Genomic DNA, 12,363 nt, shown 5'->3' on the forward strand with positions numbered 1-12,363 from the left:
CAAAGGTTATCACTGGGCATAACATAACAATAATAGATAATATCTATCGCTATCATTGATTTTTGTTATAGCCACAAAGCACCGACCTTGCCACTATTCAACAGTATGGGCCCGATTGATGGATATCCGCCAACTCAAACATTTAGATGCCCTTGCCAGTACTGGCAGCTTTACCGCCGCAGCCAAGAAACTGAATATGGCTCAACCGGCGTTAAGCCAAAGTATCAAGCGCTTAGAAGTCGCACTCGGCGTGACTTTGGTTAATCGTACGAGCAACAAGAATGACAAGCTGCTCGCACTCACGGCCGAAGGTTTAGTCCTGCATCAACATGCCACTTTGATCCTGAAACAGCTTAAGCAGGCCGAAGCGCAAATCCGTGCCATGGCGAATCTCACCTCGGGGGAAGTCCGTATTGCCGTGCCGGGCATGCTGGGATCTTTCTACCTGCCCTCGCGCTTAATGGCTTTTCGGCATAAATACCCCGAGTTGAAACTGTCACTGTTTGAAGGCGGGACGCGCGACGCACTGCGTATGTTGCAACAGGAAGAAGTGGATATTGCGATCATTACCGCCCAAGACCTACAACCCGAATTTGATAGTCAGCTGTTAATCCGTGAGCAAATGGTGATCGCTATGGGAGCCGAACACCCTTTAGCGGAACATAACGCCGTCAGTCTCAATGACTTTTTCGACCATGAATTAGTGATGTTCAAGACAGGTTATTTCCACCGCGAGTGGATCTTATCGCAAGCCAAGGATCTGGGGAAAAAGCCCAATGTCGCCTTCGAGACTAATCTGATTAACCTTATCAAACAGATTGTTTCCCAAGGATTTGGGATCACCAGCGTGCTCGAAATGGCCATAAGCTCAAAAGATGACATTTTAGCTAAGCCCTTCGATCCACCAGTATTTTTGAATCTGCACATCGCATGGAAAAAACAACGCCCCGTCAGTCAAGCAGACCGCGCCTTTGTCGATTTTTTAATGTCAAATCGCTGACCTAAACCGATTAAAACAAAAAGGGCTGATATCAATATCAGCCCTTCTCTATTTACTATTAAATTACTGTTAAACCTTGCGATTTAACCTTAAGCGATTAGCCTTGTTTACGACGACCAAAGGCAAATGGTAGCAATAACAAGCTTAACCAACCTAATGAACCACCATCATCTTTCTTAGCGGGTGTTTCAGTCACAGACACAGACACGACACTTGAATCTTTATTGCCATGGTTGTCCGCTACAGTCAGTTGGAATGACACTGTTTGAGCTGTACCACTCACTTCTGGCGCCACGAGATTAAGCTTGGCTGCATTAGCGTCAAAGTTAAAGCTCGCACCGCCTAACTGAGTCCATTTGTAGGTTAATGGATCATTGTTGGCATCGGATGACTTGCTCGCATCGATAAACAGTGGTTTACCTTCTTGAACAGATACCGGTGCTTCAATCACTGCCACTGGCGCCACTTCTGGAACATCAAATTGATATTCTTGCTTCAAGATTTCAGCCGACTCGTTGTTCACTTTGTTGGTCAAAGTCACAAGGTTGTCTTGGCTTGCCTTACGTGGCACTAAGTCAAACGTCACATCTTGTGCCGATGCACCAGAGACCATCTCGATAGTCCAAGTGATCTTATTACCCACTTGTGTACCTTGATGGCTGATATTAGCCACTTCGTGACCTTCTGGTAATAACGCCTCTAAAGTGTAAACGCGGGTTTCTTGCGTTTTGTTCGCTTCGACACGGGTCTTCATCATTTTAGCGGCGCCTGGCGTTAACTCGCCAGAAACAGTGCTACCTAGAGGCGGTAAAACATCATCACTGACGCGCTCAAATATAACCGGAATTTTAACCGGTGCGACTTTGTCATCAGTAGTGGTCAGAGTCAGCATTGCCAAGCCAGCATCGCCCACTAACATCGCTTGTTTCCAAGCTAAGTTGACGTTGAAATCTTTATGATCACCGGTAAGATTTGCCGTTAAGTTATCACCCGCTTCATCGTATAAGGTCACTTGTTTCAAACTAAAAGCATCATCCGCATCGGCTGCAGATGCCTGATAGTTTTGTATCACGACAATATACTCACCTTTCACTGGGTCCTTAATAGACACACTTTCTTTTGAACCACCAAACGCAGAAGATGCCGCGATAGAAAGCTTACTACCATCTTTCTTATCGAGTATCACAAACATATCTAAGTCAGGAGAGGTGGTATTACCGATTGATGCATTGAAATATAACGCTTTGTCTTCAACGTTAAAGCTAAATACTTTTACGCCATCGGCTAAATCATCAAATGCACTATCGGTATTTGAATCCTGTTTCACACTTGATTCATAAGTAGCGCTTAACTTAAGTTCAGTCACTGTCGCCGCAACACCCGGTAGATCAATTGCTTTCAAGTGAGCCAAATTGCGCTCATCGGCATCACGTGAGGCTGAAACATTAACAACCGCAGGTAAGTCGCGTTTAGCAATCTTAGCCACGATCGGCATGTTAGCCGTTGGGAAGGCTTCTGAAGCTAATACTAAGTTACCAAAGCCCCAACTTGCACCCACGTCAGTCACATCAGCAGTCACTGTGATAGTTTGGCTCTCACCTTTTTTCAGGTTGAAGCTTTCTGGCATCACAGTTAACGCGAACTTATCGGTTGCGGAAACACCTTTTGCAGTCCAGCTACCGTCAGCCGTTGCAGTGACAGTACGTGTCCAAGTACAAGTATCGATACAACGTGAATCAGCCATGCTTGGAATGTTTAGCTTACGTGGATCGCCACCTGTTGTAGGGTTAGCAATCTCGTAGTTTAAGGCACTTTCATCCATCACTAAGCCAGATTTTGCCGCTAAATCCACACGAATACGGCCTGCGCCTACGTCAAACGGATCTGCAACGGTTTTACCATCGGCTTTTTTCATGGCTTGGGCTGTCGTTGCTGTCATCATTAACGCAGAACGAATGTTATCTGGCGTCCAATCCTTATGCAGCGATTTAAGTAACGCGCCAGCACCGGCAACATGAGGACTCGCCATTGAAGTACCTGACATCAACGTGAAATCAGCAGGATCTGTCCCTGTTTCATCATGGCCGAATTGTTGATCCGAATAAGCAGCGTAGATGTCACTGCCTGGGGCAGCAACATAAGGCACGAGTACATCATTAGTTAGGTTAGGTCCAATCAAGGAGCTGGCTGATAAAACATCCGCTTCTTTACTGACGACTTTAGGAGTTGGAGACAGCGTGATTTCAAGCGCTGGATTTGCTGCCATAGCAGCAATCAGTTCTAAGCCATCGATATCGCCAATAAATACCGCTGGAATATCCAATTTATCTAACCCAGACATGATCAGGCGCGCATTATTTTCACCATCTCTATTGAAAACAATCACCCCTTTAGCGCCAGCTTCCTTCGCCGCAGCGACTTTAATATCGAATGAACAACCACCGCGTCTTAAAACAGCGATCTTATCTTTAAAAGCATCAGCAGCGAATGGTTTACAGGCTTCAAAATTGGCCGCATCAATTGTGCCTGCATAAACAGGCACACCTTTGAGCACTTCAGTTTGAACAGGGCCAGAGCCAGCAGTGTAGTGGTAGTTTTTACCGTTAAATTCAACGGCGCGTACTATGTCGCGATTGTGGGTCGAATTAGCAACTGACGTATACCAAGGTGCATTTTTAGGTGTAGAGTAAGGCGTTTGATTAATTGCAGGGCTCGTGTTTGTTGCGCCACGAGTGTTACCCGCAGCGACTGCAGCAAAAATACCCGCATTACGCGCAGCTAAGAAACCTTGTTCTGTTGCACTATTCCACGGATTTCCACCACCACTAATCGAAAAGTTGATCACATCGACGCCATCTTTGATTGCATCGTCTAATGCTTTCAAAATAGGTGCGGTCGGGCAGCCAGAATAAGTGTCGCCCGCATTACCCGGATTACAGATTTGATAAGCTATGATGTTTGCATGTGGTGCAACACCTGAGATTTGCGCAAATTCAAGACCCGTCGCAATACCATCACCTTCTAACTTACCCGTTTCACCTTGCACGTAAGGGACATTAACTAAAATGTTACCCGCTGCTGTACTAGCAACGTGCGAACCGTGTCCACCGTAATCCTCACCATTTTTTGCCGGGGGGATGTCACCATACACTTTTACGTCATCAAAGTTATTGGTGATTTCTGGATAGCTACGGACACCGATCAGTTTGTCGTTACACATGCTGGCGAAGTCAGTTTTACAGTCACCAATATAGATGCCTTGACCTAATGGGTTAGTGTGGTCATAACCATCTTGGCCAACATCCGCAAATGAAGCATGGTCAGAGTTAATGCCTGAGTCGATAATACCGACAATCACACCTTCACCCATGGCTTTCGTGCCCGTTGCGCTGCCATCCCATACATTTGGAGAACCGATAAGCGCTTGGCTGACGTCGGTTTCCATTTGTTCCATGCGTTCGCGCTCAACAAACGCAACCTCAGGTAACTCAGCCATTTTCTTCGCTTGAGCTTGAGTCATGCGAACTGCCATACCGTTTAACGCATACTGATAGGTCGTTAATGGCTGCAGATTGGTGCCAATAGCTGCACTCGCGTTAGCTAAAAATCGGTTTTGTTTGACTTTCAAATAGCTAACATAACTTTTAACTTCAGGTCTTGAAGCATCGAGTTTGCCATTCACCGCGACTTTTGAAGTGCCACTTGTCTGCACTCTCTGTGAGCTAGTCGCTTTAAAGCCAGGAGTCGTTCCTTGATAATTGGCGACTGAACTGTCACGTAAACGAACGATATAAGTAAATTCACCCTCGCCTAAATCCGCTTCTGGTACAAACTTAACTTCAGCTCCGGCAGCATTACCGCGTAATGACGTGGCTTGTAGTTCACTTGGAATATCTAACTGCAAGGTTTCACCCGTAGGTGATAAAACGGTTTGCGCATTTGCCGACGACGATAACAGCGCCATAGACACTGCTAGTGCTATTTTAGTTTTCATTGTGACTTCCCTAATTCTTATAAGTTGTATGATTTATAAAACTCAGGTTGGTGGCATGAATACACTGCAACAACCAAGAACGTCACCTGTAACTGACATTTTTTATGAATAACCATTCAATTTACTGTGATGATGATCACTGAGTTTTATCGCGACGATTTGTAACACGCTAAGATACAAATTAAAACATTAAGTTAACAGAACGTTATTCAGTAAATCGTATATCAGCTTCTATTTATCTTAAAAAAGAGAAATAGATTGTTTCGCAGGTTGAATAGCCGGTAAATTAAAGCTCATAAACAAAAATGTGAAACACAAATAGTTATTTAAAATCAGTATATTAATTAAAACTCTTAAATGTTTGAGCACCAAGATAGTGCACTAAAAAACAGAACGAGTGACCGTAAAAATATTATTATTCGCAAAAAAACATTTGTTACAAAATAAACATTTTAAAAAATAAAATTAAACACAAATTAAACTTACCTTCAACTTGTTTTAAACAAAATTAGTATGAATGCCATTTTTACAAAATGGTACTCCTTATAAATAAAGACTAACTTATGCATTAATATTCTTAGATCTGTGTAAAGCAAAATCATATTTGATTTTACATTTACAACATGGATACCCGAATATTAACCACAAAAAAGCCCTTCCAATATAAATTGAAAGGGCTACATCTTCAGCAATACAAAAATAATGCGCAGGCAATAATTAGGAGTGATTAATTCGCCATGACCGCCTTCATTAACACTTCTGTCGTGAACTTATCATTATTGACGACAGGGAACCTGTCATAGGTTTGGAAGATCACTTGGTCTTGGAACTTGATCATCGCCACTACGCCATATTGGATACTCTTATCGATCGATTTTGCAGGCAGCGTAAATTTAAACGGCACTGGCGCTCTGGCGATATTAAAGGTTTTCTGTGCGACGATAATACCCGGGGTATTCAAATCAATGATTGCAATGGTGATTTGGCAACCTTGAGGCAAGGGAATTTTCTCTAAATAACCCGCTGCGCCATTGATAATAATCGGGGGTTCAGGTTTCACCGTCACGCAGCCATTAAGTAGAATTGCCATGAGCGAGAACAATACAAACGACTTTATTTTCAGATACATATTAACGTCCTTTTACCATGCGGATCAGGCCTTCTTGGGTAGAAGAAGCCACTAATTCACCTTGTTGATTAAAAAACTGCCCTCTGACGTAACCTCTGCCACCGCTGGCATTGGGGCTATCAATACTGTAAAGCAACCACTCTCCCATATTAATCGGGCGATGGAACCACATAGCATGATCTATCGTCGCCATGCGCACTCCAGGACTTAAAAACGACACGCCGTGGGGCTGAGCCGCTGTCACGAGAAAGTTAAAGTCCGAGGCATAGGCGAGTAAATATTCATGAATATGGGCGTCATTTGGCATGGGCCCATTGGCCCTCATCCACACATGACGGTACGGCTCGGTTTCTTTGGGCGCAAAGGGATGTAATGGATTAACCAGTCGCATCTCAATGGGCGCATCGGCCATAAACTTTTCGAGTATGCTAGGCGGCACTTTATCCCGCATCGTCAGCGCTAATTCCTGCTGATTCAATAAACCTTCAGGTCCTGGTACTTGCGGCATCATCGCTTGATGACTAAATCCTTCTTCAGGTTCTTGGAAGGAACAGGTCATGTGGAAAATCGGTCGACCTTTTTGGATTGCACTCACGCGGCGGGCACTAAAACTGCCGCCATCCCGCATATTTTCGACTTCATACACAATCGGTAACTTCTCGTCACCGGCACGTAAAAAGTAGGAGTGTAATGAGTGGACCTTACGCTCAGCGGGGACGGTTTGTTTAGCGGCGCTCAGCGCTTGCCCCATCACTTGACCACCAAACACATGCCCAAATCCCAGATCTTGGCTCTGACCACGAAAGAGGCCGATTTCAATTTGCTCAAGGGAAAGTAATGATAAAAGATCGTCTAATACCTGACTCATGGGATCCTACTGCATAATTAGCCATTAATGCTAAAGGGTAACTCAGTTCGCCTTAAGCTGACTAGTCTTCTATCGATTATTCACAATCAAATCAATCAATTTTAATATGGTGTTCTAGCGCGCTTAACTGAGACCAAGACAAGACTTTATCCTCACCACTGGAGTGCAAAGTGACAGGAAAGGATTGGTATAGCAGTGGCCACTGCTGCGCAAGATTATCCGGCGTAAAAAGCCCCTCATTAAAATACATCGGCTGAAACTCGACAAACATGCCATGGCTGACGCTGCCCGCACCTGCGAGCAAGTGTTGACCATTGGGCGCCTGTTCACTCACCAAAAAAGCCGTTGTGGCGGTTAATGACTCAAAGGAAAATAACGGCTGAATCGCACTTGCTAAATGTTTGGCGGTCATCGCTGTGACGGCCTGCGGGCATAAACTATTGACGCGAATATTATAAATTTCTCCTTCTATCGATAAGCAATTCACCATGCCCACCAGCGCCATTTTACTCGCGCTGAAACCGACTTGATGCAAATCACCAAATAAGGCCGAAGCTCCCGTCGTCATCATGATCCGACCATAATCCTGTTGTTGCATATAGGGCCAAACGGCTTGCGTCAGATAAAAACTGCCATTGAGATCGACATCCAATTGCCGTTGCCACTGCTCAAGCTTAATGTGCTCGAACGGACAAGCACCGTAGACCCCCGCGTTATTAATCAAGATATCAATGCGATGCCAACGTAGGATCACTTCTTCGACCATGCGGTTTACTTCATCCCGCTGGCTAACATCAAGCACAAAGTAGAGACAGTCACCGCCGAGTTTAATAATGCTGCAGTAGGTTTGCATCAATGCTAAGTTGGCCGACATTGTTTGAGCGCTGTCGGTAGAAATAGACTCGGATGACGATAACGGCTGATCAACGAGCACCACTTTCGCGCCCCGCTCAGCTAACATGATGGCATAGGCTCGACCTAGCCCTGCTCCCGCCCCAGTGACTAACGCCACCTTATTATCGAAACGCATCCAAATATATCCTTATCGGCATAACAGTAGCGGCAAAACGCAGCCAATGAATGCTCAAAAACAACCCGCATAAGGCGACTAGCACCTGTGGTATCTCCAGTTGAACATAGGATTTAGCGTTACGCCTATGTCTTGGGCGGCGCAGTGTCTCCAACAACATCAGCTATAGAAACACAGACTTTTTTGATTTTCTTTGAGCTTGACGACAAATCTCCGCCTACATCAGTGAACATATGTGCGCCAATTCAAACTCTGTTAAATGCGTTTATTAGATAGTGCTCACTTTCGTGTTAAATCTTGTTATGCTATGCGCTAATTGAGCCCTTGCTCGATACCATTCCCATTTACCAATAACGACTGGACGCCATGAATCCTTGGATTTTAGCTATAAGACCCCGTACGCTACCCGCGGCCATAGGTCCTCTATTGATAGGCAATATTCTCGCCCTGCATCTTGAGAGTTACAGCTGGTTAATCGCTGCCACTTCTATGCTGTGCGCTGTGCTATTACAAATTGCCGTCAATCTCGCTAACGACTATTTTGACTTTAAAAACGGCATAGACACGGCCGAACGCTTAGGACCCGTTCGCGTGACGCAAAGTGGTTTAATTCCACCAACGAGCGTCCGCAATGCCATGATATTTTGCCTATTAATGGCACTTGCTGTGGGTTCCTATTTAATTTGGCACGGAGGCTGGCCTATCGCGATTCTCGCCGCGGCCGCCATTTTAGGTGCACTCGGTTACAGTGGTGGCCCCTATCCCCTCGCTTCCCATGGGCTGGGCGAAGTCGCGGCCTTTATCTTTTTTGGATTGGTCGCCGTCGTGGGGAGTTATTATCTGCAGGCGGGCGATACAACAATCAATGCTTGGTTATTAGGCTGCGCCATTGGGCTGTTCAATGCGGCGATCATGCTGGTCAATAACACCCGCGATATTCGCACCGACACCCAAGCGGGCAAACACACATTGGCAGTACGTATCGGCGAAGCACAATCAAAAGTGTTATATCAAGCGCTGATTTACCTGCCCTTCGGCTTAGTGATTGCAGGCTTTCTACTGGGGATTTTACCTGGATTACCTGTATTACTCGCGGGTTTGTCACTGCTTATCGCCCGTAAACTCAGCAGTGATTTCTATGCGGTGTCTGGTGAAGCGTTAAATCCGTTACTCGGCCGCACGGCTAAGTTAACCATGATTTTCAGTACCTTGTTTAGCGTGGGTTTAGTGTTTACCGCATAAGAGTAAAGCCGCTAGGCTAATGCTATAAGCCGCTAAAAGCTTAATACTGAATACAAAAAAGGTTCGTATCTGTCGAGGATACGAACCTTTTTTATTGGCTGAATATGCTTAATCTTAGGTTTACTGCCATGTTCAATGACATAAATCCAACATCAGATTATTGCCAGATATAGCCTGAGATCAGTGTATTTAATAAAATGCCGTTAAAGTTACGTAGCGCTTGGGATGAATCACTGTGACCAGCGCCGAAACACACATGCAGAGGCAATAAATGTTCTTCCCGCGGATGACTAAACCGCGCTTCAGGGGCGGCTTGCCAGTGAGTCAATGCTGTTTTGGCCTCGGCAGTGTTCACGCTTGCGGTTAATGTTTGCGTCAGCCAATAGTCAAACTCTGCGCTGCGACTTTGGACCGTGGGATCGCTTGAGAAAAACGCCCGCATATTGTGAAACGACATGCCAGAGCCCACAATCAATACCCCTTGATCCCGCAGCGGCGCTAAAGCTTCGCCAATCGCTATATGGGTTTCAGGATCGAGACTGTGGACTAACGACATTTGCACTACTGGAATATTCGCCTCGGGATACATCAACTTAAGTGGTACAAAGGTACCGTGATCAAATGCGCGTTCGCTATCTAAGCGGGCGGCGATACCTTTATCCGCGAGCATATTCGCAATCTGCGCCGCTAATTCTGGCTCACCCGGTGCAGGATACGTCAGCTGATACGCTTCGGGTGGAAAACCATAGTAGTCATATAAAATGCTGGGCTTAGGGCTACTCGACAAGGTCACCACAGATTCTTCCCAATGGGCGGTGATCAGCACAATCGCCTTAGGGGTTTCAATGGGCGCGGTCACTGAGGTTAAAAAAATACGCAACTCTTTATGATTGGCATCATTCAACAAAGGCAGTGGACCACCACCGTGGGGCACAAATAGCACAGGCATTCGACTCGCGTTAACTTGCATCAAGGCTTTCTCATGTTGGTAAACTTATAACTGTACGATTGACTTCAGACTCAATTTTATCGCTTAAAATGCGGAGCGACTCAGCACCAACTGCCGCTGAAATCGCACTAAACGCTCAATAATTTCATCCAGTTTGATAATCAGAAAAAGTCCAGCCGATAAACTCAATGCAGGCAGTGCATTAATCGCCGCTTCATAGTTAAAGTGAAAATAAATCGCCCCCATCATAATCGCCAGCAAACCGCTCGCCGATAGCACTCGGTAGTCACGTAGACACAATCCAAGGGCGCCAATCACTTCCATCAAACCAATAAAATAGCCAAATCCGGTGGGAAGATTCATCAAAGTAAACGGAACATGGAACATAGGCACGCCAAATAACTTGGCAAATCCTGAGATAAAAAACACTATGCTCATCGCCAGTGTGACGGTTGCGGCGGCGCGATTGAGTGTATTGGCACAAAGGAATAGCTTCTGCGTATCGGCCTCAGCAACTAAGCCATTGATACTTGAGCCCTTAGCACCACATAAGTTTAAAAATCGCATCGCACACACCCCATTGATCTTAATATTGCCGTCAGTCTTGGGCATAAATCCGCAGACCACGAGCGAGAATGGAGTAGATTATGAGCCGATAAAAGATAAATAAATATGGAATAAAATCTAATATCTCATAAACTAATACTTTATGACTTGCGAGCAATCCCAGTGACCTTAGACCAACTGCTGATGTTTAAAACCGTGGCTGAGGCGGGCTCACTCAAAGCCGCCAGTGACAAGCTACATAAAACCCAACCCGCCATTAGTCAAAGTATCAAACAGTTAGAATCTCAACTCGATCTCATCTTATTTAACCGTGAAGGTTATCGACTCGCCATCACAGAGCAAGGCCGAAAACTGCTGCAACATACCCAGCGGGTGCTGAATGAAGCGCAGGAAATGAAGCAAGTGGCGAAACATTTAGCCAAAGGCAACGAAGCGAGTATCACCTTAGCTTTTGAAGCCTCTTTCAATCTCGCTCGAATTCTACCGATTTTAGAACTGACTCAAAATGAGTTCCCCTATACCCAAATTATTCTCAAACAAGAATTTTTAACTGGTGCACTCGAAGCGTTGAATCAAGATAAAGCTGAAATCATCATCTCTGCGGGCGGAATTGAACCCATACGTTCGAGCCATTTAGAATTAGCCTATCTTTTTTCCGGTAGCCTGCTCGATGTCGCCGCGCCGCGCATGCTTGAGCGTCATCCGACACTGAGCTACGCACGAGAGCTCGTTAACGAATATCAAATCGTGATCCAAGATACGGGCTCAGGTACTGCGAATATTGAGTTTGGGGTACAGGCGGGGCAACGACGTTGGTATGTTAATGATTTTTATACCAAGAAAATGCTTATTCAAAGTGGCATGGGCTGGGGCAAACTGCCGCACTATATGATTGAAGATTCACTCAAACAAGGTGCATTAATCGCACTGGAACTACGCGAAAGACAAAACAACATTCAACTCGATTACTATGTGATGCGAAAACCCCACTCGCCTTTAGGCCCAGTCGCCCAAGCACTCTGGCAAAAGCTGCTCGCTTTTTCTGTGGATGAATTTAAAACATAACACCAAAGTAAAAAGGGCCAATAGGCCCTTTTAAATCAAACAAAAATTACTGTACTTCTTGCTTGGCAATGGCGCGATCTAACTTAGCTCGTTCAACTTCGGGTGACGCCTTAATCGCGTTCACTAAGCTGATGAGATCAGTGCCTTCTTCAGCGGCTAACAAGAGTAAATTACTCTTGTTTTGCCAATCCACTTTCAGGCCATGAACTTTTGCAAAATCCTCAGCTGAAACGCCAGGTTTAAGCTTAACAACCAATTTGCCAGTCATTTCTGCAAATGGCTTACCAGACTGAGTCACCACTTTCTGTCCTTTCGTTAACTGTTTCGCTTGCTTCACGCCAGCATCAGTTTTGACAAAATATTGGTTGTCAGTACCCAAAAATTCAGCACGACTGACTGTGACGCCTTGTGTTTCACCTTGAGGTTCAATCAAATCAACTTTGTCATGTGCCATAGCTTGCGCAGATAACGTAAGAGCAACTGCAACTAATGATAAATTCAACGCTTTCATTTAATACT

At 45.2% G+C, this 12,363-nt stretch carries 10 protein-coding genes; 3 read left to right on the plus strand and 7 right to left on the minus strand.

The genetic code is table 11. From position 1 onward, the window contains the following. Positions 1 to 118: 118 nt before the first annotated feature. Positions 119 to 1,000: a LysR family transcriptional regulator gene (locus tag AYJ58_RS16755; RefSeq protein WP_106650985.1), complete on the plus strand. Its 882-nt coding sequence runs from the start codon at positions 119 to 121 to the stop codon at positions 998 to 1,000. A gap of 97 nt (positions 1,001 to 1,097) precedes the next feature. Here the strand turns inward: AYJ58_RS16755 and AYJ58_RS16760 are convergent, their stop codons facing one another. The 4 genes from AYJ58_RS16760 to AYJ58_RS16775 all read right to left on the minus strand — a co-directional run bounded on the left by AYJ58_RS16760 (position 1,098) and on the right by AYJ58_RS16775 (position 8,021). After that, on the minus strand, positions 1,098 to 4,994 hold the full coding sequence (locus AYJ58_RS16760; protein WP_106650986.1) for a S8 family serine peptidase: 3,897 nt from the start codon (positions 4,992 to 4,994) through the stop codon (positions 1,098 to 1,100). A gap of 727 nt (positions 4,995 to 5,721) precedes the next feature. After that, complete coding sequence (locus AYJ58_RS16765) at positions 5,722 to 6,123, minus strand: YbaY family lipoprotein (RefSeq protein WP_006082308.1); 402 nt, start codon at positions 6,121 to 6,123, stop codon at positions 5,722 to 5,724. Between the two features lies 1 nt (position 6,124). Next, complete coding sequence (gene tesB, locus AYJ58_RS16770; protein ID WP_006085518.1) at positions 6,125 to 6,991, minus strand: acyl-CoA thioesterase II; 867 nt, start codon at positions 6,989 to 6,991, stop codon at positions 6,125 to 6,127. Between the two features lie 91 nt (positions 6,992 to 7,082). Then, positions 7,083 to 8,021 carry an SDR family NAD(P)-dependent oxidoreductase gene (locus AYJ58_RS16775; RefSeq protein ID WP_106650987.1) on the minus strand — a complete coding sequence of 313 codons (939 nt, stop codon included), beginning with the start codon at positions 8,019 to 8,021 and terminating at the stop codon, positions 7,083 to 7,085. Positions 8,022 to 8,387: 366 nt separating this feature from the next. On the opposite strand from AYJ58_RS16775, the gene AYJ58_RS16780 reads away from it, so the two are divergent. After that, the gene (locus tag AYJ58_RS16780; protein WP_006082311.1) at positions 8,388 to 9,263 is read left to right on the plus strand and encodes a 1,4-dihydroxy-2-naphthoate polyprenyltransferase; all 876 of its coding nucleotides are present in this window, start codon (positions 8,388 to 8,390) and stop codon (positions 9,261 to 9,263) included. 157 nt (positions 9,264 to 9,420) lie between these two features. On the opposite strand, the gene AYJ58_RS16785 is transcribed toward AYJ58_RS16780, so the two are convergent. Then, entirely contained in the window at positions 9,421 to 10,233 is an 813-nt protein-coding gene (locus tag AYJ58_RS16785; protein ID WP_106650988.1) for a DODA-type extradiol aromatic ring-opening family dioxygenase, read from the minus strand. A gap of 63 nt (positions 10,234 to 10,296) precedes the next feature. Then, complete coding sequence (locus AYJ58_RS16790) at positions 10,297 to 10,779, minus strand: DoxX family protein (protein ID WP_232790827.1); 483 nt, start codon at positions 10,777 to 10,779, stop codon at positions 10,297 to 10,299. A 162-nt stretch (positions 10,780 to 10,941) separates the two neighbouring features. Between AYJ58_RS16790 and AYJ58_RS16795 the strand changes: the two genes are divergently transcribed. Further along, a complete protein-coding gene (locus AYJ58_RS16795; protein ID WP_106650990.1) occupies positions 10,942 to 11,844 on the plus strand; it encodes a LysR family transcriptional regulator in 903 nt (300 codons plus the stop codon). Between the two features lie 46 nt (positions 11,845 to 11,890). On the opposite strand, the gene AYJ58_RS16800 is transcribed toward AYJ58_RS16795, so the two are convergent. Beyond that, positions 11,891 to 12,355, minus strand: coding sequence for a hypothetical protein (locus tag AYJ58_RS16800; RefSeq protein ID WP_106650991.1), 465 nt, complete (start codon positions 12,353 to 12,355; stop codon positions 11,891 to 11,893). Positions 12,356 to 12,363: the final 8 nt, after the last annotated feature.

Origin of the sequence: Shewanella sp. Pdp11 (assembly GCF_002838165.1) — a bacterium.
GTDB classification, from domain to species: Bacteria; Pseudomonadota; Gammaproteobacteria; order Enterobacterales; family Shewanellaceae; genus Shewanella; species Shewanella hafniensis.